Genomic DNA, 19877 nt, shown 5'->3' with positions numbered 1-19877 from the left:
TACACGACGACACAACGACACGACGACGAGGGCGACCCTTCCGATGGGCAATCGATCATGGCTTTATCTCCAGGCCGGTGACGGCGACGACGCGCGAACGATCGAGTTCGCGGAATCCAACAATCACTTTCCGCTGCTGTGGCGCGTGCTGCTCGCCGACGGCGGCGCAGGCGACGCGATAACGGATCAGCGCGTGTTCGGCGACGCCGGCACGCCGAACCTCGTGAGCGATGCACGCGCGGCGCATGCGCGACTCAGCCGGCTCGCGTCGTTCGTCGTCGCGTATCCGCTGCCCGGCGACGATCCGGCGCTCGCGCGCCAGTTCGATGCGCTCGTGCGTCACCTCGGCGAGTCGATCGATGCGTTCGGCGATGCGCACGGCGCACCGCGGCTGTCCGCGAATCTCGACGAACTGTCATGGCTCGACGGCGGCGATCCGGATGAATTCATCCGCGAGGAACGCGACAACTGCACGCGCCTGTGGTGGCGGGTCGCGAACTGCATGGATTTCCGCGACGTGCGCGGCGTGCGCGACGTGCTCGAGATCGATACGCCCGCCGACTGGCGCGACTGGGCGTGGGGCTTCGGGTTCGGCGGCGTGTCGCATTACTATTTCCAGCGACAGGAGCCGCCGCGCGGCGTGGCGTTTGCCGAGATGTTCGACGCCGGCGAAGTGCACGGCAACTGGCTCGGCTACGGCACGTTCAGCTTTCGCGCGCGCAACGGCCTGTGGGGCGTGCGGCGGGAAGTCGGCGACGCGTGGCACGTGATCGTGCCGCCCGAGTGGACGAATCTGTGGACGAGCGGCGCGCGCGATCGCCGGTTGCTGTGGGCCGCGCGCGACGGGAAGGTCGGCCTGCTGTTCGCCGATGGCGACGTCGACGGCGATGGCGACGAGATGCGGATCGTGCGCGAACCGGCGTTCGACGCGGTGTGGGATTTCAGCGGCGACGTCGCGTGCGTGCGCGTCGGCGAGCGGTTCGGGCTCGTGGGCACGGACGGCGCGTGGGTGCTCGAACCGTCGCTCGACGATTTCGGCGAATTCACCGGCGGGGTTGCGTCCGCGAGCCTGGACGGCCGCTGGGGCTTCGTCGACACGCACGGCGCGTGGGTGATTCCGCCGCGCTTCGACGATGCACATGAATTCGTGAACGGCGCCGTCGCGGCGGTATCCGAAGGCGAGCAGTGGGGGCTGATCGGGCGCGACGGGCAATGGCGCGCGCCGCCCGAGTGGACCGCGCTCGAATGGTCGTCCGAATGCGGCGCCTTCCTCGCGCGACGCAACGGCCATGTGGGCCTGGTCGATGCGAAAGGCCGGGTCGTCGTCGAGCCGTTTTACGCGGAAATCGCCACGCTGACCGACGACGAACGGACGGACATGCTGTCCGAGCTTGGTGCGATCCGCCATGTCGTGCGGCGCGACGACGGGCGTTGCGCGATCGTCGACGGGCAGGGCCACGTGCTGACGCCGTTCGATTTCGTCAACATGGGGGCGCTGCCGTGGTTGCCCGATGAAGAAGCCGTGCCGGGCGAACTGTTCACGCGGTACGCGATCGGCGTGCTGCCGGGCGAGCCGGTGAAGGTTGCGATCTGCGATCTCGAGACGGGCGCGACGGTCGTGCAGGGGCGCTACGACGACGTGGCCGGCCTGTTCTGGGGTGCCGATCACGGCTGGCTGGCCTGCGTGCAGGACGAGGGCGGTGACGACGTGCGGGCGACGGTGTTTCGCGCGGACGGCACCGTGCTGCATCCGGCGCGTTACACGCGGATCGGCGACGATGCGCTGTTCGACGACGATCCCGATGCCGCTGCCGGGCACACGACGTTGATGCCGTGGTACGTCCGTCGTGCCGAGGTCGCGCAGAACTGGAGCATGGGCGAACCGGTCGCCGCGTTGCGCGACGACGGCGTGCCGGTATGGCTGTACGCGGACGGGCACGCGACGACGACGCGGCGCTAGCCGGGGCCGCTGGCGTGCATGCCGGCGTGGCATGCAGGCACGACGTTCAGCGGAAGAACCTCAGCCAGTCGAACAGGCCGGGGTGCGGACGCCGCTTCGGCGCCGGCGCCGGTGCGCTGCGCGGCCGGAAGTCGGGCGAGAACTGCGCACGCGGATCGATCGCGCGCGTACGCAGTGCCGCATTGTAGAACGCCCCGACGATCGGCAACGCGCTGTGCGCGCCCGCGCCCCAGTAGTCGCTGCGCAGCGTCACGTTGCCGTCGTCGAAGCCGACCCACGCGCCGGCCACCAGTTGCGGATGCATCAGGATGAACCAGCCGTCCGTGTTGTCCTGCGTCGTGCCGGTCTTGCCCGCGACGTCGACGCGGATTCCGTAGCGCGAACGGATGTCCTCGCCGGTTCCGTAATCGACGACGCCGCGCATCACGTCGACCAGCGTCTGCGCGGCGGCCACCGGCAACGCGCGTTCGGGCGGTGCGCTGTTGAATGCGGCGAGCACCTTGCCGTCGCGATCCTCGATGCGCGTGATCATCTGCGGCGCGACGTATACGCCCCGATTCGCGATCGTCCCGTAGGCGGACACCATTTCCTTCAGCGTGACGGGGCTCGTGCCGAGCGCGAGCGACGGCACCGCGTCGAGCGGGCTTTCGCGCACGCCCATCGCGCGCGCGAGCTGCGCGACCCTGGCCGCGCCTTCGCGCTGCATCACCTGCGCGGTGATGCGGTTGCGCGACAGCGCGAGCGCGTCGCGCAGCGTCATCGGTGCGTCGGTCGGCGGCTCGGCATCGGTCGGACGCCACACCGCGTGCGTGCCGATCGGGATCGCGACGGGGCGATCGACGAACGTGTCGCCCGGCCGCATGCCGTCCGCGAACGCGGCGCCATAGACGAACGGCTTGAACGTCGAACCCGGCTGGCGCCGCGCCTGCACCACGTGATCGAACGGCTCGCTGCCGAAGTCGGGGCTGCCGACCCATGCGCGAATCGCGCCGTTGCGCGGATCGATCGCGACGAAGCCGGCCTGCACCTGCGTCTTGCGTTCGCACAACGCATGCATGAACGCGCGATTCGCGCCGAGCTGCTTCAGCGCGGCGACATCGGTGAGCCCTGCGGCGCGCGCGTCGCGATAGTCGGGCGTCTGCCGGATGAAGCCGCGGAACAGGTCGTTGCGCAGCCCGCAGCCGGACGGGCCGCGCCACGCGCTGTCGGCGACTGCCTGCAGGCGATCGGTTTGCTGCGTCAGCGCTTGCGTCGCCATGTCCTGCAGTTGCGCATCGAGCGTCGTGCGCACGACGAGGCCGTCGGAATAGAGGTCGTAGTTGTTGCGGTCGGCCCAGGCGATCAGCCACTTGCGCAGCTGCACCGCGAAGTGCGGAGCCGGGCCCGGCTGAGCGGTCTGCGGCTCGAAGTCGACGCGCAGCGGCCGGCGCTGCAATTGCGCGAGCTGCCGCGGCGACAGCATGCCCATCGCCGCCATCCGCGCGAGCACGATGTTGCGGCGCTGGACCGCGCGTTCCGGATTCAGCACCGGGTTGTAGTAGCTGTTGCCCTTCAGCATCCCGACGAGCGTCGCGCTCTCGACGATGTCGAGCTGGTCGGCCGATTTGCCGAAGTAGGTACGCGCGGCCATCTCGACGCCGTACGCGTTGTACAGGAACGGCACGGTGTTCAGGTAGGTCTCGAGGATCTCGTCCTTGCTGTACACCGTCTCGATCTTGAACGCGGTGATCAGCTCCTTCACCTTGCGCGTGAGCGTCGGTGCGCGGCCGACTTCGTCCGGGTACAGGTTGCGCGCGAGTTGCTGCGTGATCGTCGAGCCGCCCTGGCGGCTGCCCGAGAACGTATGCAGCCCGGCCGCGAGCGTGCGGCGCCAGTCGATGCCGTGATGCGCGTAGAAGCGGTGATCCTCGGTCGCGATCAGCGCGTCGACCATGTGCGGCGAGATCTGCTTGAGCGGCACCCATTCGCGGTTGACGGGCCGGAATTCGGCGATGACCTGGCCGTCGGCCGACAGCACGCGCGCGGGGCGGTCGATGCGGGCCTTGCGGATGTCGCCGATGCTCGGCGTGAACGGCACGAACGCGAGCAGCACCAGCAGCCCGGCCATCGGTATCGCGGCGAGCGTCAGCGCGACGCCGCGGCGCGTCGGATGGCGCAGGCGATGCCATGCGCCGGCGCACAGCACACGGATGCGCGCGCGGCTGGCGGCGGCCAGCGGTGCGACGCGGGCGCGGCAACGGAGCCACGCGTCTCGAAGAAGCGGCACGAAGCGGTTCAAGGCGGCAGGAGCGCGGATGGAGGAGGCGCGATCCTAGCAAACGACCCACGTGCGACGCCCGCTGAAACGGCCGTTTGCTTGCAGGATTTACAGACGATTACGTTTGTTGCCCATCGACAACCTTTTGCGGCACCCGCCGCCGCGATTCCGCTGACGATACGACGTCCGCGAGCCGTTGCGCGGCCGCTTCCATCTGCGCGCGGCCGAACCCGCCGAAGCCCAGCACGAGCCCCGGGCGGGCCGTGCCCGGCGCGAACATCGGCGACACCGCGCGCACCGCGACGCCGGCTTGCGCGGCGCGCTCGACCACGTCGAGATCGTCGATGCCGCTTGCGAGCCACAGCACGACGTGCATCCCCTGATCGCCCGGCTGCACCCACGCGCGTTCGCGCGGCAGCCGCGCACCGAGCGTGTCGATCAGCAGCGCGCGCTGCTCCGCATACACGCCGCGCACGCGGCGGATGTGCCGGTCGAGATGGCCTTCCGCGATGAACGCGGCCAGCACGTGCTGGTCGGCGGTCGGCACATGGCGATCCATCAGTGCGCGCGCGCCGCAGAACGCGGGCACGAGATCGTGGGGGGCGATCACGTAGCCGAGCCGCAGCGACGGAAACAGGATCTTGCTGAACGTGCCGAGGTAGATCACGCGATCGGGGTCGAGACCCTGCAGCGACGGGAACGGATAGCCTTCGTAGCGCAGCTCGCTGTCGTAGTCGTCCTCGACCACCCATGCGTGCCGTGCACGCGCCCACGCGAGCAGCGCATTGCGCCGCGCCATGCTGAGCGGCATGCCGAGCGGATACTGGTGCGACGGCGTGACGAACGCGGCGCGCGCATCGGGCGCGAGACGGATGCCGGCGTCGACGTCGAGGCCGTCGGCGTCGACCGGCACGCGCACCATCGCGTCGTGTCGCCCGGTGCTCTCGAGCAGCGCGGTGATGCCGCGATAGGCCGGGTTCTCGACCCACGCGCGGTCGCTCGCGCCGAGCAGCAGCTGGCTCGCGAGGTGCAGCCCCTGCTGCGTGCCGCTCGTGATCACGACCTGGCCGGCCTCGCAGCGCACCGAGCGAGAACGGCGCACGTAGTCGGCGATCGCTTCGCGCAGCGGCAGCGCGCCTTGCGGATCGGCGTAGCCGGACGGCGCACCGGCGCCGCGCGCGCGCAGGCGGTTGCCGAGCCGGCGCCAGATGTCGTCGGGCGCGGTGAGGCCGATCGGTACCGAGATCGCGAACGGCATCGCCGGCAGCGGGCGGAATTCGCGGGCGATTCGCGCGAAGGCGGCGGCCGGCTCGGGCAGCCCGGCGTGGGCCGCGCGCCGTCGTGGCGCAGGCGGCGCGGATTCGGGGCCGGGCGACGGTTCCGCGAGCGCGTTCGCGACCCGCGTGCCCGCGCCGCCGCGCGATTCGAGAAAGCCTTCGGCGATGAGCTGCGCATACGCATCGACGACGGTGCCGCGGGCAACCTGCAGCGACGTGGCGAGCAGCCGCGTGGACGGGAGCGCATCGCCCGGCCGGACGTCGCCGCGACGCACGGCTTCGCGCAGCGCCTGCGCGAGCTGGCGGCTCAGGTCGCCGGCCGCACGGTCGAGCGCGCCGAGCGACGGGATTTCGACGATCCGGGTCGTTCTTGCCATGATTCTGGTCTGCTTAAATTGTTCCAAACCGGCTCTACAGCATAAACCAGTTTGAAGTCACAATCGGCGGGTGACGGGCTCGCGCCCGCGCCATTTCCAACCCCGCATGACCGTGGAGCCGACATGTACGTCCCCGACGAATTCAACGAGCCCGACCCCGACGCGATGCGCGAGCTGATCGTGCAGCATCCGTTCGGCAGCCTGATCACGCACGGCAGGAACGGGCTCGACGCGAACCACATTCCGTTCGAACTGCTGCCCGACGACGGCGGGCTCGGCGAGCTGCATGCGCACGTCTCGCGCGCGAATCCGGTCTGGCAGGACGTTGCGAACGGCGACGAGGTGCTCGCGATCTTCCGTGCGGGCGACGCCTACATCTCGCCGACCTGGTATCCGAGCAAGCACGTGGCGCACCGGCAGGTGCCGACCTGGAACTACGTGGTCGTGCACGCGCACGGCCGCATCACGGTGCGCGACGACGAGAAGTTCGTGCGCGGCGTGGTCGCGCGGCTGACGCGCACGCACGAGGCGTCGCAGCCGGTGCCGTGGAAGATGGGCGACGCGCCGAAGGACTACATCGACAGGATGCTGGAGTCGATCGTCGGGCTGCAGATCGAGATCACGCGGCTCGTCGGCAATCGCAAGCTCGGGCAGAACAAGGACGAAGCCGATATCCGCGGCGCGGGCGAAGCGCTGGTCGCGGAGGGCAACCTCGCGATCGGGGAGGCGATGCTCGCGGCGGCCGACGCGAAACGCGAATGACGCGAGTGACGCGAGTGACGCGCAAGCGGCGTGCACGCCGTGACCCCGGCGGCGCGCTCGGGCGAGTGCCACGCCCGCGCACCGGCGCCCGTCATTGCGTGCGCGTCGCGCCCTTCGTGCCTTCTCCCGCCTGCGCGAGCGCGTCGCGAATCGCGGCCTCGGTCTTGTCGTACGCGCCTTCGCCATAGCGCGTATAGACGACCTTTCCGCTCGCGTCGATCAGGTAGAGCGCGGGCCAGTACTGGTTGCCGTACGCGCGCCATGTGTCGTAGCGGTTGTCCTGCGCGACCGGATAGCGGATGCCGAAGCGCCTGATCGCATCGGCGACGTTGCCCGCGTCGCGCTCGAACGGATACTCGGGCGTATGCACGCCGACCACCACGAGCCCCTGGTCGCGATACTTGCGGTCCCACTCCTTCACGTACGGAATCGTATGAATGCAGTTGATGCACGAGTACGTCCAGAAATCGACGAGCACGACCTTGCCGCGCAACTGGCCGAGCGTCAGCGGCGCGCTGTTGTGCCAGCGGTCGATGCCCGTGAAATCGGGTGCCGCCGTCCCGGCCTGCGAGGCCGGCATGCTCGCCTCGTCGCGGGTGCCGGCGAACGCGGCGAGCCCGGCCGTGGCGGCGAGGGCGATGACGAGGGCGGCGGTCTTGAGTCGGGGCAGCATGGCGTTCTCCTGAGCGGGAGGCCGCCGCTCGGAGGCGGCGGCCGGACGGGTTTCGACAGGCCCCATTAGGCGGCGCCGACGTATCTGCGATGTGTCCGGCAAGCCGCGCGTGTGCAATGTTGTGTGTCGTCACGGCGGCGCGATACATTGGGATACAAACGCGTGCCCGCCGTGCGGTATAAAAGCGGACATCGCCTGCCTCGACTCATCGAATCATCGATACCTCGATACCGAAACGACCCATGGACAAGATCGACCACGTGCTGATCGTCGACGACGATCGCGCGATCCGCGAACTGATCGCGGATTATCTGGAGAAGAACGGCATGCGCGTATCGCTGGCCGCGAACGGCCGCGAGATGCGCAACGTGCTGGACGACGGCGCGCCCGACCTGATCGTGCTCGACCTGATGATGCCGGGCGAGGACGGCCTCACGCTGTGCCGCGACCTGCGCGCGGGCAAGTTCCGGACGGTGCCCGTGCTGATGCTGACCGCGCGCGGCGAGGAAACCGACCGCATCATCGGCCTCGAGATGGGCGCCGACGACTACCTCGCCAAGCCGTTCGCGGTGCGCGAACTGCTCGCGCGAATCCGCTCGGTGCTGCGGCGCGCGCGCATGCTGCCGCCCGGCATGCAGGTGACGGAAACGGCCGCGATGCTCGCGTTCGGCGAATGGCGTCTCGACACGACCGGACGCCACCTGCTCGATACCGACGGCACGCTGGTCGCGCTGAGCGGCGCCGAATACCGGCTCTTGCGCGTGTTCCTCGACAACCCGCAGCGCGTGCTGACGCGCGACCAGTTGCTCAATCTCACGCAGGGGCGCCAGTCCGACCCGTTCGACCGGTCGATCGACCTGCTCGTGAGCCGGTTGCGCCAGCGCCTTCGCGACGGCGCGCGCGAGCCGCGCTACATCAAGACGTTGCGCAACGAGGGCTATGTGTTCTCGTCGGCCGTGACCGCCGTCGACGGTACGCCATGAGCGCGCGCACGTTGACGTTGTGGCACTGGCCGCGCTCGCTGTTCGCGCGGCTCGCGCTGATCCTGTGCGTGGGCCTCGCGCTCGCGCAGACGCTGTCGTTCTGGCTCACGGTGACCGAGCGCGACCAGGCGACCACCAACCTGATGATGGGCTACATCGAGCGCGAGGTCGCCAGCTCGGTCGCGCTGCTCGACCACCTGCCGCCGGCCGAGCGGGCCGCCTGGCTGCCGCGCCTCGCGCGGCGCAGCTATGCGTTCATCCTCGGGCCCGGCGAGACCGGCACGCCGCCGGAAGCGCGGCTGTCGGCGCGCGTCGAGCGGTCGATTTCCGACGGCATCGGCGGCGACTATCCGCTGACCGCGAACGCGATTCCCGGCGACCGCGAACATCTGCAGGTGCATCTGCGCCTGACCGACGGGTCGCCGCTCACGATCGACATCCATCCGATGTCGACGGTGCCGCTGTCGGGCTGGCTGCCGGTCGTGCTCCTGCTGCAGCTCGCGGTGCTGGCCGCGTGCTGCTGGCTCGCGGTGCGGCTCGCGACGCGGCCGCTCAAGCAGCTCGCGCAGGCCGCCGATGCGCTCGGCCCCGACCTGAAGGGCGAGCGGCTGAACGAGGGCGGACCGTCGGAAGTCGCGCGCGCCGCCCGGGCGTTCAACGCGATGCAGGACCGCATCGCGCAGTACATGGCCGAGCGCATGCAGATCCTCGCGTCGATCTCGCACGACCTGCAGACGCCGATCACGCGAATGCGCTTGCGGGTCGACGTGATGGACGACGACACGCAGGGCGCGAAGCTGCGCCAGGACCTGCTCGAGATGGAGCATCTGGTGAAGGAGGGCGTGGCGTATGCGCGGACGCTGCACGGCACCGAGGAGGCCGCGCGCCGCATCGATCTCGATGCGCTGCTCGACAGCATCGTGTGCGATTACACGGATGCGGGGCAGGACGTCGCGCTGCACAGCCGCGCGCCGCTCGCGCTCGTCACGCGGCCGAAGGCGCTGCGCCGCATCGTCGGCAACCTCGTCGACAACGCGCTGAAGTTCGCGGGCGCCGCCGAGATCGACGTGCACGCCGCGCCGGACGGCGGCGCGGTGATCGCCGTGCTCGACCGCGGGCCCGGCATTCCGGACGATCAGCTCGACGCGGTGTTCGAGCCGTTCCGGCGCGTGGAGACGTCGCGCAACCGGGAGACGGGCGGCACAGGGCTCGGCCTCGCGATCGCGCGGCAACTCGCGCTTGCGATGGGCGGCACGCTCACGCTGAACAACCGGGCGGACGGCGGCGGGCTGGAGGCGCGACTCACGCTGCGCAATGCGGGGTGACGCGGGGCGGCGCGTGAGCCGCGGGGTTTCAGGTTCGTGCCGCAGCCGTAGCGGAAACTGACGCCGACGCCGACGCCGACGCCGAAGCTGAAGCTGAAGCTGAAGCTGAAGCTGAAGCCGACGCCGAAGCCGAAGCCGATGCCGATGCCGATGCCGATGCCGATGCCGATGCCGATGCCGATGCCGATGCCGACGCCGATGCCGACGCCGATGCCGACGCCGAAGCGCGCGACGTCACACGCGCTGCAGATGCGCGTCGACGAGCGGCGCGAGCGTCGCCGCATGCACGGCCGCGAGATCGTGCCGGCCGCCCGGCACGACGTGCAGCTGCGCGTCGGGCAGCCGTTCGAGCAGGCGCCGGCCGGCTGCGACGGGGCTGAGCGGATCGTCGTCGCCCCACAGCAGCAGCGTCGGTTGCGCGATGCGGCCGATTTCCCGCGACAGGTCGGCACGGAACGTCAGGAACCAGTCGGGCAGTTGCGGGTTGGCTTGCGCGAACCCGGCCCGCCAGTCCTGCGCGCCGAGCCCTTCCATGTCGAGCCCGCCGGACGTGACCGTCAGTACGAGGTGCGTGACCAGGCCGGGCTTGTCGAGCGCCGCGCGCATCGCGATCACGCCGCCCATCGATTGCGCGATCACGGCGGTCGGCCGGTCGATCGTTTCCAGGACATGACGCACGAGGCTGTCGAAATCGTCGACGGCCGGATCGCGCGGCGTGTCGCCGAAACCCGGATAGCCGACGATCCGGCGCTCGGCCGGGTGCGTCAGGCTGCCGGCGAGCGGTTGCCAGAAGGCGGTGCTGCCCGATGCACCGGGCAGGAAGAGCAGTTGCGACGGAACGGGCATGGTGGCGCGGTTTTCCTGTGAATGAAGTAACAGCGGGTGGCGGGCAGCGCGTGTCAGCACCGGCCGGTGCGCAGCGCGACGGTCCAGTCGTCGCGCCCGCGCGATGCCGCGGTGGCGGCCGCCGTGTGCCAGTCGTATTCGACCGCATGAAATTCGACGTTCCAGCCGGCCGTCGTGCGCGACACCATCGCGTAGCGCGCATGCGGCGAACCCGTCTCGATGCGGTGCGGGTGCGGCAGGTCGTCCGCGTACGCCTGCAGCCCGACGCTGCCCGGGTTGACGATCAGCCGGCCGTCGTCGAGTCTGGCCGTACGCGGGATGTGCGTGTGGCCGCACAGGATCAGCGATGCCGGTTCGTCGCCCGCGCGTTGCGCGATTTCCGCGGGCGTCGCCGCGCGGCAGCCGTCGGGCGTGACGGTTTCGAGGAAATAGGCGACGTCGCTGCCGGGCGTGCCGTGCACCATCAACACGTCGCCGTCGAGCGTCGCGCGTTCGGGCAGCGCGGCGATCCATGCGAGATGGTCGGCGCGCAGCGTGTCGTGCGCCCAGCGATCCGACAGTCGCATCGACTCGCGATCGCCGCCGAGCAGTTGCCGTTCGTGATTGCCCTTGATGGTCGGCAGGTCGAGCGCGATCAGGCGGTCGGCCGTTTCGGGCGGATGGAGCGCCCCCGACAGGATGTCGCCGAGATTGACGATCACGTCGGCGCCGCGGCGGCGGACGTCGTCGAGCACCGCGTCGAGCGCGGCGAGGTTGCCGTGGATGTCGGACAGCGCGGCGATTTTCATGGTGGATCGTCGGGGAAGGGAACGGCGATTGTCGCCAATTCGGCTCGGGTCGTCCAATGGCTTGCGCGTGTATGCATATATGCGATGCCGCAAGCCGCAAGCCGCAAGCCGCAAGCCGCAAGCCGCAAGCCGCAAGCCGCAAGCCGCAAGCCGCAAGCCGCAAGCCGCAAGCCGCGAGCGGCAAGCGGCAAGCCGCAAGCGGTTTGGCGTGAAGCTGCAGATGTCGCGTCAGTCGGTCGCGAGGCGCGCGTACATCGCGAAATCGCCCGGTGTGCCGCGCACCATCCTGTACGCGCGCAACAGCCCTTCGTAGCGGTAGCCGCACTTCTGCAGCACGCGCGCGGAGCCCGCGTTGCTGGTCAGCACCACGCCCTGCACGCGCATGAAGCCGCCGTCCGCGAAGGCCCACGCGGTGACGGCCGCGCACAGCGCGCTCGCGATTCCGCGCCCCCAGTGCGACGGCGCGAGATCGTAAGCGATCTCGGCCGAGCGGTTCGCGGTGGAGACGGTATGCAGGCCGATCGTCCCGGCGAGCGCGCCCGATGCGTCGTCGATCACGGCGAGACGCCGGATCGAATCGGGGTCGGTCGATTCGATGGCGTCGAACAGCGGCAGCAGATCGTCTGGCGAGCGCAGGTTCCAGCTCGTGTGGCGGAAGACGTCAGGGTTCGACAGGTACGCGTACCACGCGTCGAGGTCGGCGCGTTCGAGCTGGCGGAGCGACAGGCCCGGCAAGCAGGAGCGGGGCGGTGCGGCGCTTTTCATCGGTGTCCGCCCCTACGCCGCATGACGCCGGTACAACGCTAGCGACCCGGCGAGCGCGAGCAGCATCGCGCCGCACGTGCGTTCGAGCCACAGCGCGCCCGCGCGCTTCAGCAGCCGCACCGCGCGTGCGCCGAGCAGCGCGTAACCGAACATCACCGCGCCGTCGAGCAGCGCGAAGGTGACCGCGAGCGCGACGTATTGCGGTGCGAGCGGCGCGGACGGATCGAGGAACTGCGGCAGGAACGCGGAGAAGAACAGGTAGCCCTTCGGGTTCGTCACCGCCGTGAGGAAACTCTTCGCGAAGATCGACGCGTTGCGCCCGGATACCGCTTCACCGTGCGCGGCGGCGACGTCGAGCGAACCCTTCGACATCAGCAGCCGGATGCCGACGTACGCGAGGTAAGCGGCGCCGAGCCACTTCACGACCGAGAACCAGAACGCCGACGCCATCAGCAGCGCGCCGAGGCCGAGCGCGACCGCGACGATCAGCACGAAATCGGACAGCATCGCGCCCGCGAAGCCGTAAGCCGCGCGTCGCACGCCGTAGCGCGAGCCGTTGGTCAGCGCGAGCAGCACGGTCGGGCCGGGTGTCGCGATGCCGACGAAGGCGACGGCGGCGAAGACCAGCAGGGTCGTTTCATGCATGACGGAACTCCCGAGGGAAGGGGCGCGCTCGATTATCGGCTGCGCCCGCCCGGGCTGTACAGGGACGGCGCGCCGCGCACACGGCCGCCCGGTCGACTATCTCGATTTTGGCAATAAACTTTTTTCATTATTCCGCTTCAGATTGAAACCGGTTCCATCTACCATGGCGGCCGCAGCGGGCATGCCCGCCGCGTCGTCGCGCGCGGACGATGCCGGCCTCGCACCGCCGGCGGATCTCGCCGCCCGCGCGCTACTCGCAACTGACAGCCAGAACAACGGGTTCACCGCCCGGAGACACGACAATCATGAACAAGCAACTGATCGCGGCCCCGCTGCTGCTCTCGCTCGCGGGCGTCGCCGCCGCGCAAAGCTCCGTCACGCTGTACGGCATCGTCGACGCGGGCGTGACCTATCGCAGCAACGAACGGGTCGGCTCCGCGGGCGCGTACACCGGCCATTCGAACGTCGGGCTCACGACCGGCAACCTGTCCGGCAGCCGCTGGGGCATCAAGGGGGCCGAGGATCTGGGCGGCGGGATGCGCGCGCTGTTCGTCCTCGAGAACGGCTTCGACATCACGAACGGCACGTCGGGCCAGGGTGGCCGCCAGTTCGGCCGCCAGGCGTTCGTCGGCCTGGGCAGCGACCGCTACGGCACGGTCACGCTCGGCCGCCAGTACACGTCGCTCGACGACTTCGTGAGCCCGGTCGGCCCGTCGTCGTTCATCGGCGGCTTCGGCGCACACCCGGGCGATATCGACGACCTCGACCAGACGGCGCGCGTCGACAGCTCGATCAAGTACACGAGCGCCAACTACTCGGGCTTCACGTTCGGCGCGCTGTACGGTTTCGGCAGCCAGCCGGGCAGCATGAAGCAGCGCAACACGTGGAGCGTCGGCGCGGCCTACGCGGCGGGCCCGCTGCGCGTCGGCGTCGGTTACGAGCGTTCGGACAACAGCAAGACGGGCGCGACCGACCCGACGGCCGGCAAGTGGCAGAGCACCGACGACGGGCTGTTCAACTCGTCGATCAACGAAGGTTATGCGAGCGCGCAGTCGCAGCAGATCATCGCGACCGGCGCGACCTACGATTTCGGGCCGGCCGTCGTCGGGGTGAACTACAGCAACGTGCAGTACCGCAGCGGCGACCAGTCGCGGTTCACGGGCCACGCGACGTTCAACGTCGCGGGCGTGTTCACGCGCTGGAACGTGCGCCCGCAGACGCAACTGTTCGCGGGCTACAGCTACACGCGCGGCAGCGATGTCGATGGCGTGGACGACCGCGCGCAGTACCACAACGTCACGCTCGGCGCCACCTACGACCTGTCGAAGCGCACCAGCGTGTACCTGCTCGGCGCGTACCAGCACGCATCGGGCATGACGCTCGACGCGCTCGGCCGGCCGGTGGCCGCGACCGCGTCGGTGTCCGACAAGGCGAACGGCCACTCGTCCGATTCGCGGTCGCAGGCCATCGTCAGCCTCGGCCTGCGCCAGAAGTTCTGACGCGCAGCGATCGTTGCGCCCGCAACGTTGCCCGCAGCCGATGCGGGCAACGTTGCAGGCATGCCCCTATACTGTCGCCTCCGTTCTTCGAGGAGACGACATGACCCGAACGTATTCCGCGAGTTGCCTGTGCGGAACCGTCACCGTGACGTTGCGCGGCGAGCCGGCGGCGCGCGCGAACTGCCATTGCGCGACCTGCCGCGATTTCTACGGCACGCCGGTGCTGTCCGCGACCGCGTGGCCGCCGGAGCAGGTGGCCGTCGAGGGCGGCCATGCGACGTTCCCGCATCCGGCGAAGTCGATGTCGCGCACGTATTGCGCGTCCTGCGGCGAGATCGTGTGCGGCACCAACCGGCTCGGCATGCGCGTCGTACCGAACAGCCTGGCCGCGCGTGCGCACGGCGGGCAATTGCCCGGCGACCTGCAGCCGACGATGCACCTGTTCTACCGGCACCGCGTGATCGACGTCGTGGACGCGCTGCCGAAATTTCTCGACGGCTGGGACGGCCCGACGCTCGACGACGCGAACTGAACGATCGCGGCGCGTGCCGGCACGGCCGGCGCGCGGTTCTCTCCGCCGTATCCCGCTTTCTCCTTCCTTCCTCCCGCTGCATGCCGCCGCGCTGAATCGCGCCGACGCGATCGAGCCGGATAATATTTTTTCCCTTTCATTTCAATTTCGATTTGTAATCATCGAGCCCATTTCCGGGGAATGAAAAAGGCAATGCGTGAATTTCAGAAAAAATGACGTATTTGCATTGGGCAATCCGGAAGAAAATGCCGGGGAAAAGCGCCGAAGCCGTGCGGCCGGCAAGCCGTTGCGGCGCGGTGGGCGGGTTTGACCATCGTTGACGGAAAAGCGCCGGACGGCAAAAAGAATGGCGTGAATAATTCGGGAGGAAGGCGAATGCGCTTTAGCCGGAATCACCAATATTTCATGCGCCGCGATTTACAGTGTCGACAATTGAACGTTCGGGAGCATTATTCATGTCAATGAAACAAATTCGGGCGGCATTGCTGGGAATGTGCATGGCGATGCTGGCGCCGGCGAGTCACGCGCAGGTGTCGTACTCGACCGACTGGCTCGCGAACACGTACGGCACGCTGGCCCAGCACGTGGGCAATGCCGCGCGCTCGATGTGGGTCGCCCCCGAGGGCGTGATCTACACGGCGTCGCGCTGGGACGAGAACGCGGGCGGTGTCGCGCTCTACCAGAACGGGCAGCCGATGGGCACGATCGGCATCCACGACGAATTCCAGGGCGGCGCGATCACCGGCAACGCGACGTCGATCTTCGTCGCGCTCGGCTACAACCGCAACTTCGGCAGCGGCTCGGTGGGCCGCTACAACCGTGGCACGAACCAGCGCGACCTGCGCATCCCGGTCAGCACGTGGACGGGCCTGCCGAATCCGGACGTGATCACCGGCCTCGCGACGGCCGGCAACCTGCTGTATGCGAGCGATTTCTACGGCAACCGCGTGCGCGTGTATACGACCGACGGCGTCTGGCAGCGCGACATCGGCGTGACCGGGCCCGGTGCGCTGGCGCTCGATGCGGCGGGCAACCTTTGGGTGGCGCGCATGAGCGCGGGCGTGGTCGTGCAGTACAGCGCGACCGGCACGCTGATGAACACGATCCAGATGGCGGCCGGCGCACGGCCGTCGGCGCTGTATTTCGACGCGTCGACGGGGCAGTTGCTGGTGGGCGACCAGGGCCCGGACATGAACATCAAGCTCTACAGCCTCGCCGGGCTGCCGCAGCAGGTCGGCACGTTCGGCGTGCAGGGCGGTTATCTCGACACGACATCGGGCATCAAGGGGCAGGTCGGCGACAAGCGCTTCACGCGCGTGGTCGGCATCGGCAAGGATGCCGGCGGCAACCTGTACGTGCTCAACAATGCGTGGGGCGGGGGCTGGGATCTCGGACGCAACGGCAGCACCGACCTGCATTCATACGGCCCGACGGGCACGCTGCAATGGAAGCTGCAGGCGCTGAACTTCGAGGCGATCGCCGCGCCCGACCCGGCGACCGACGGCGCGTTCTTCTATAGCGGCAACAACGTGTACACGGGCTCGGCGGGCGGCACGTTCGTCGCGAATACGGTCGATCCGTTCAGCTATCCGAAGGACCCGCGCCTCGACATGAACGACTACCAGCGCGGCCAGCACTTCGGCCAGCTCGTGACGGTCGGCGGCAACCGGATCCTCGTCGCATCGGGCCAGAACCCCGGCAACTTCAACTTCTACTACTTCACGCCGGCGACCGGCTATATCGCGAATCCGGCCGGCTCGCTGCCGGGCAAGCCGTTCAACACGACGCTGCAGGTCACGGCCGGTTTCGACATCGACGGCAACGGCGACGTGTGGGCCGGGTTGAACGGCTCCAACGTGATTACCCGCTACCCGATGACGGGCTTCGACGCGACCGGCAAGCCGTCGTGGGGCAAGCCGACGACGACGGCCGTGCCGGGCACCGTGGCGCCTGTCACGCGCATCATCTACCAGGCGGACAGCGACACGATGATCCTCGCGCAGGGCCTCGCCGGCAACTGGGACTGGACCGCGATGAACGGGCATATCGAGGTCTATCACGGCTGGAAGAACGGCAACACGAGCGCACCGAACCCGGTGATCAACCTGACGAGCGCGAACCCGAAATCGATCGCGGCGGCCGGCCACTACCTGTTCGTCGGCTACGTGCACACCGTGCCGAACGTCGACGTGTTCGATCTCAACACGGGCGCCCTCGTCACGACGCTGACCAACTCGAACACGTCGGCGATGGATGTCGGCAACGACGTCGACTCGATGTACGGGATCCGCGCGTACCTGCGCTCGACCGGCGAATACGTGATCACGAAGGACAACTACAACGGCACCAGCATGATCGTGTATCGCTGGCGTCCGTGAACGCGCGGGCCGGGCAGGCCGCGCGGCCTGCCCGGCCTGCCCGGCGCCCGCGTCACGGCGCGCCGAGCACGCGGCCGTTCACGCTGAGCCCGTACATCGAATCGGGCGAATCGTGGAATTTCGCGCGCGTGTCGTGCACCGAGCCCGTGAAGCGCGGGTCCTGCGGACGTTCGTGGCTGTCCATGAAGGTCGCGACGTCCCACGCTTCCTGATCGGTCAGCGTGCCGCCGAGCCCGAGCGGCATGTTGGCCTTGATGAAGCCGGCCGCATTGCGGATGTCGCCCATCCCCGCGCCCCAGTTGAACGAACGCGCGCCCCACAGCGCCGGGAAGACCGCCTTGCCGCCGCTCGACTGCCCCTGGCCGTCCGCACCGTGGCACAGCGCGCAGTGCTGCGTGTAGACGGCGGCGCCGCGCGCATAGTCGGCCTTCTGCGCGGGCGGCGGCAGTTTCAGGAAACCCTGCCCCGGCAGCTTCGTGCCGACCGGCGCGCCCTTCGCGAGCCAGTACGAATAGGTTTCCAGCGCGACGAGAATCGGGTCGCCGGCCGGCGGCGCCTTGCCGTTCATGCTGTAGCGGAAGCATCCCTGCAGGCGCTCGGCGAACGTGTTCACGTGGCCGTTCTTGCTGCGGTACGCCGGATACAGCAGGTACGCGGCCCACATCGGGCTCGAGTCGGGCCGCCGGCCCGCGTCGAGGTGGCAGCTCGCGCAGGTCAGCTTGTTGCCGACGTACTTGCCCGCGAACTCGGGCGTGTGCAGGAAGATCTGCTCGCCGAGCTTCACGGTCTTGCCGAACTCGTCGGCGGGGATCGCGGATTCGGCGGGCGGCGCGAACGGCCTGGCGGCCGCCGCAACGGCGGAAGGCGCGGATGCGGAAGCGTTGGCCGGTGGTGCGTCCTGCGGTGCGGCCGCGAACGCGAGCGCGGGCATCCAGGCCGCGCCGAGCAGTGCCGCGCGGGTGCGGCGGATCAGCGTCGTGCGGTCGATCATCGCTTGTCTCCCTGCGCGGCGCCGCCGCGCGCGTAGTAGGCGGCCACCGCGTCGATGTCGGCGTCGGACAGCTTGCCGGCGATCGCCGGCATGAGCGCCATCGGCCCCGGCGGGCGCGTGCCGTGTTTCCAGCCGTTCAACTGGCCGGCGATATAGGCGGCGGGCTGGCCCGCGAGCGGCGGAAACGCGCTGCCCACGCCGAGGCCGCCGGGGCCGTGACACTGGGCGCATGCGGGCAGGCCTTGCGACCAGCGTCCGCGCGTCGCGAGCCACGCGCCGGTGTTCGCCGGATCGATCGACGTGTCGTCGGCGGCGACGATGCCGGCCGGCGCGGGCAGGCTCGCGAAGTACGCGGATACCGCATCGCGCTCGTGCGGCGTCAGCAGTTTCGAGAGCGGCTGCATGACGGGATTCTGGCGGCTGCCGTCGGCGAACGCGGCAAGCTGCGCGGACAGATACGCGGCGCTCGTGCCCGCGAGGCGCGGGAAGCCGGCCGCCGCGTTGCCTTCGCCCTGGCTGCCGTGGCAGCCGATGCAGGCGGCGACGCCCGTCGTCGAACCCTGTGTCGCGAGCGTCTTGCCGAGCGCCGCGTCGTCCGCGCGCGCGTGGCCGCCCAGCAGCGTCGCCGCGGCGAGCAGCAGCGGCGCGAACCGGCGTCGCGGTGTGTGCACCGTATCGTTCACGTGTCCCCTCCTTGTTGTAGGCCGCGAGCGCGCCGCCGGGCAGCCGGCGCGGCCGCGAGGTCAGCCCGCATCGGGCTGCTTGTCCTGCTTCTCATGCTGCGCCGGCGCGAGGTGCTGCGGCGGTGTCGCCGCATCGTATCGGCCGAAGCCGTAGCGCTGGAAGATCTCGAACGCTTCCGGCGACCGGATGAACGCGAGCCATGCGCGCGCGGCTTCCGGATGCGGCGCGTCCTTCACCATCGCGCCCGCGTAGATCGCAGTCGTATTCTGCTCGGCCGGAATGTCGATGTGCATCAGCGGATGCCCGACCTGTTCCTGGAACGCCGCCTCGGATTGCCACAGCACGCCCGCGTCCGCGCGCCCCTGCATCAGGAACAGCGCGGTTTCCCGATGGTGGATGTGCGTGAGCTCGGTCGTGCCGGCGCGCACCTTGTCGTCGTAGACGGTACGCGCGAGCGCGTCGCCGCCGGCTTTCACGAGCGATGCGCGGATCTGCCGCGCGACGCCCTCGAATGCCGGATTGGGCATCGCAAGCTGCACGTCGGGCCGCGCGAGGTCGTTCAGCGACGCGATGCGCTTCGGATTGCCGGCGCGCACCATGATCGTCAGCTGGTTCGTCACGTAGGGCACGGCCGGGCCGGCGAGCGTGCCGTCCGCGATCAAGCCGTCGATCTTGCCGAGTCCCGCGAAATACGCGTCGGGCTTGACCGTCCACGTCATGTTGCCGACGGTGATCGTGCCGCCCGCATGGATCTGCTTCACGAGCAGGCCGGGCGGGATCGTCTCCCAGTAGATGCGGCCGCGGTACTCGGGATGGTCTTCCTCGAACTTCGCGACGAGCGGCGCCATCGCGAAGAAATAGTTGCCGCCGACGAACAGCACGAGCTTCGGCGCGGCGAGGTCGCCGTGGAAATCGGCGAGCACGTCGACCTGCGGCACCGTGAATTCGAGGCCGCGATGCGTCGCGTCGTTGTTGCGGCCGTCCTGCCAGGGCGGGAAGACGTTCGCGGCGGGGCCGGCCGGCGCGGCGAGCGACAGCGCCGATGCGCAGCAGAGCCAGGCGGCCAGCACGGCGCGCAGCGTGCGCCGACGGCGCGGCAACGGTGACGGCGGTTGCAGGGGGATCGATGTCATCG

Annotated in this window: 18 protein-coding genes; 7 read left to right on the top strand and 11 right to left on the bottom strand. The window is 69.4% G+C overall.

Going from position 1 to position 19877, the window contains the following annotated elements; translation table 11 throughout:
- Positions 1–43: 43 nt before the first annotated feature.
- Positions 44–1960 (top strand): WG repeat-containing protein, encoded by a 1917-nt coding sequence (locus AB3K92_RS21140; protein WP_369465749.1) that lies wholly within the window; start codon positions 44–46, stop codon positions 1958–1960.
- Positions 1961–2006: 46 nt separating this feature from the next.
- Here AB3K92_RS21140 and AB3K92_RS21135 read toward each other — a convergent pair whose 3' ends face one another.
- Positions 2007–4238, bottom strand: coding sequence for a penicillin-binding protein 1A (locus tag AB3K92_RS21135; protein ID WP_369465748.1), 2232 nt, complete (start codon positions 4236–4238; stop codon positions 2007–2009).
- A 97-nt stretch (positions 4239–4335) separates the two neighbouring features.
- Entirely contained in the window at positions 4336–5871 is a 1536-nt protein-coding gene (locus AB3K92_RS21130) for a PLP-dependent aminotransferase family protein (RefSeq protein WP_369465747.1), read from the bottom strand.
- A 123-nt stretch (positions 5872–5994) separates the two neighbouring features.
- On the opposite strand from AB3K92_RS21130, the gene AB3K92_RS21125 reads away from it, so the two are divergent.
- Complete coding sequence (locus tag AB3K92_RS21125; protein ID WP_021161175.1) at positions 5995–6633, top strand: FMN-binding negative transcriptional regulator; 639 nt, start codon at positions 5995–5997, stop codon at positions 6631–6633.
- Between the two features lie 91 nt (positions 6634–6724).
- Here AB3K92_RS21125 and AB3K92_RS21120 read toward each other — a convergent pair whose 3' ends face one another.
- Positions 6725–7306: a thioredoxin family protein gene (locus tag AB3K92_RS21120; RefSeq protein ID WP_059486976.1), complete on the bottom strand. Its 582-nt coding sequence runs from the start codon at positions 7304–7306 to the stop codon at positions 6725–6727.
- A gap of 242 nt (positions 7307–7548) precedes the next feature.
- On the opposite strand from AB3K92_RS21120, the gene AB3K92_RS21115 reads away from it, so the two are divergent.
- Together AB3K92_RS21115 and AB3K92_RS21110 are read left to right on the top strand one after the other, a co-directional pair.
- Positions 7549–8289, top strand: coding sequence for a response regulator (locus AB3K92_RS21115; RefSeq protein WP_021161177.1), 741 nt, complete (start codon positions 7549–7551; stop codon positions 8287–8289).
- Positions 8286–9614: an ATP-binding protein gene (locus AB3K92_RS21110; protein WP_059486978.1), complete on the top strand. Its 1329-nt coding sequence runs from the start codon at positions 8286–8288 to the stop codon at positions 9612–9614. Before AB3K92_RS21115 ends, AB3K92_RS21110 begins: the two co-directional genes overlap by 4 nt.
- A gap of 234 nt (positions 9615–9848) precedes the next feature.
- Here the strand turns inward: AB3K92_RS21110 and AB3K92_RS21105 are convergent, their stop codons facing one another.
- The 4 genes from AB3K92_RS21105 to AB3K92_RS21090 form a co-directional block, all read right to left on the bottom strand.
- Entirely contained in the window at positions 9849–10460 is a 612-nt protein-coding gene (locus tag AB3K92_RS21105) for an alpha/beta fold hydrolase (protein WP_021161179.1), read from the bottom strand.
- Between the two features lie 53 nt (positions 10461–10513).
- A complete protein-coding gene (locus tag AB3K92_RS21100; protein WP_060057942.1) occupies positions 10514–11248 on the bottom strand; it encodes a metallophosphoesterase in 735 nt (244 codons plus the stop codon).
- A gap of 228 nt (positions 11249–11476) precedes the next feature.
- Positions 11477–12013: a GNAT family N-acetyltransferase gene (locus AB3K92_RS21095; RefSeq protein ID WP_369465746.1), complete on the bottom strand. Its 537-nt coding sequence runs from the start codon at positions 12011–12013 to the stop codon at positions 11477–11479.
- 12 nt (positions 12014–12025) lie between these two features.
- Entirely contained in the window at positions 12026–12658 is a 633-nt protein-coding gene (locus AB3K92_RS21090) for a LysE family translocator (RefSeq protein ID WP_021161182.1), read from the bottom strand.
- A gap of 305 nt (positions 12659–12963) precedes the next feature.
- Between AB3K92_RS21090 and AB3K92_RS21085 the strand changes: the two genes are divergently transcribed.
- Positions 12964–14157, top strand: coding sequence for a porin (locus AB3K92_RS21085; RefSeq protein WP_059486986.1), 1194 nt, complete (start codon positions 12964–12966; stop codon positions 14155–14157).
- Positions 14158–14257: 100 nt separating this feature from the next.
- Entirely contained in the window at positions 14258–14689 is a 432-nt protein-coding gene (locus AB3K92_RS21080; protein ID WP_021161185.1) for a GFA family protein, read from the top strand.
- Positions 14690–14830: 141 nt separating this feature from the next.
- On the opposite strand, the gene AB3K92_RS21075 is transcribed toward AB3K92_RS21080, so the two are convergent.
- A complete protein-coding gene (locus tag AB3K92_RS21075; RefSeq protein ID WP_124475770.1) occupies positions 14831–15085 on the bottom strand; it encodes a hypothetical protein in 255 nt (84 codons plus the stop codon).
- A 59-nt stretch (positions 15086–15144) separates the two neighbouring features.
- Here AB3K92_RS21075 and AB3K92_RS21070 point away from each other — a divergent pair, with 59 nt between their 5' ends.
- On the top strand, positions 15145–17067 hold the full coding sequence (locus tag AB3K92_RS21070) for an SMP-30/gluconolactonase/LRE family protein (RefSeq protein ID WP_021161188.1): 1923 nt from the start codon (positions 15145–15147) through the stop codon (positions 17065–17067).
- 52 nt (positions 17068–17119) lie between these two features.
- On the opposite strand, the gene AB3K92_RS21065 is transcribed toward AB3K92_RS21070, so the two are convergent.
- The 3 genes from AB3K92_RS21065 to AB3K92_RS21055 are packed head-to-tail and all read right to left on the bottom strand — an operon-like array spanning position 17120 to position 19875.
- Positions 17120–18058 carry a c-type cytochrome gene (locus tag AB3K92_RS21065; protein ID WP_021161189.1) on the bottom strand — a complete coding sequence of 313 codons (939 nt, stop codon included), beginning with the start codon at positions 18056–18058 and terminating at the stop codon, positions 17120–17122.
- Entirely contained in the window at positions 18055–18741 is a 687-nt protein-coding gene (locus tag AB3K92_RS21060; protein ID WP_060218594.1) for a c-type cytochrome, read from the bottom strand. The genes AB3K92_RS21065 and AB3K92_RS21060 overlap by 4 nt, the downstream gene beginning before the upstream one ends.
- Before the next feature lie 60 nt (positions 18742–18801).
- The gene (locus tag AB3K92_RS21055) at positions 18802–19875 is read right to left on the bottom strand and encodes a molybdate ABC transporter substrate-binding protein (protein ID WP_369465745.1); all 1074 of its coding nucleotides are present in this window, start codon (positions 19873–19875) and stop codon (positions 18802–18804) included.
- Positions 19876–19877 lie beyond the last annotated feature (2 nt).

The organism is Burkholderia sp. Bmkn7, assembly GCF_041103175.1.
In the GTDB taxonomy this organism is placed as follows: Bacteria; Pseudomonadota; Gammaproteobacteria; order Burkholderiales; family Burkholderiaceae; genus Burkholderia; species Burkholderia cepacia.
The sequence above is the reverse complement of the archived record's forward strand: the minus strand, read 5'-3'. Positions and strand labels throughout refer to the sequence as shown.

Coding starts and splice junctions, on each gene's coding strand:
- AB3K92_RS21110 (WP_059486978.1), top strand. CDS start 8,286: ATGAGCGCGCGCACGTTGACGTTGTGGCACTGGCCGCGCTCGCTGTTC.
- AB3K92_RS21090 (WP_021161182.1), bottom strand. CDS start 12,658: ATGCATGAAACGACCCTGCTGGTCTTCGCCGCCGTCGCCTTCGTCGGC.
- AB3K92_RS21130 (WP_369465747.1), bottom strand. CDS start 5,871: ATGGCAAGAACGACCCGGATCGTCGAAATCCCGTCGCTCGGCGCGCTC.
- AB3K92_RS21140 (WP_369465749.1), top strand. CDS start 44: ATGGGCAATCGATCATGGCTTTATCTCCAGGCCGGTGACGGCGACGAC.
- AB3K92_RS21120 (WP_059486976.1), bottom strand. CDS start 7,306: ATGCTGCCCCGACTCAAGACCGCCGCCCTCGTCATCGCCCTCGCCGCC.
- AB3K92_RS21080 (WP_021161185.1), top strand. CDS start 14,258: ATGACCCGAACGTATTCCGCGAGTTGCCTGTGCGGAACCGTCACCGTG.
- AB3K92_RS21085 (WP_059486986.1), top strand. CDS start 12,964: ATGAACAAGCAACTGATCGCGGCCCCGCTGCTGCTCTCGCTCGCGGGC.
- AB3K92_RS21105 (WP_021161179.1), bottom strand. CDS start 10,460: ATGCCCGTTCCGTCGCAACTGCTCTTCCTGCCCGGTGCATCGGGCAGC.
- AB3K92_RS21070 (WP_021161188.1), top strand. CDS start 15,145: ATGTCAATGAAACAAATTCGGGCGGCATTGCTGGGAATGTGCATGGCG.
- AB3K92_RS21115 (WP_021161177.1), top strand. CDS start 7,549: ATGGACAAGATCGACCACGTGCTGATCGTCGACGACGATCGCGCGATC.
- AB3K92_RS21065 (WP_021161189.1), bottom strand. CDS start 18,058: ATGATCGACCGCACGACGCTGATCCGCCGCACCCGCGCGGCACTGCTC.
- AB3K92_RS21100 (WP_060057942.1), bottom strand. CDS start 11,248: ATGAAAATCGCCGCGCTGTCCGACATCCACGGCAACCTCGCCGCGCTC.
- AB3K92_RS21095 (WP_369465746.1), bottom strand. CDS start 12,013: ATGAAAAGCGCCGCACCGCCCCGCTCCTGCTTGCCGGGCCTGTCGCTC.
- AB3K92_RS21125 (WP_021161175.1), top strand. CDS start 5,995: ATGTACGTCCCCGACGAATTCAACGAGCCCGACCCCGACGCGATGCGC.
- AB3K92_RS21055 (WP_369465745.1), bottom strand. CDS start 19,875: ATGACATCGATCCCCCTGCAACCGCCGTCACCGTTGCCGCGCCGTCGG.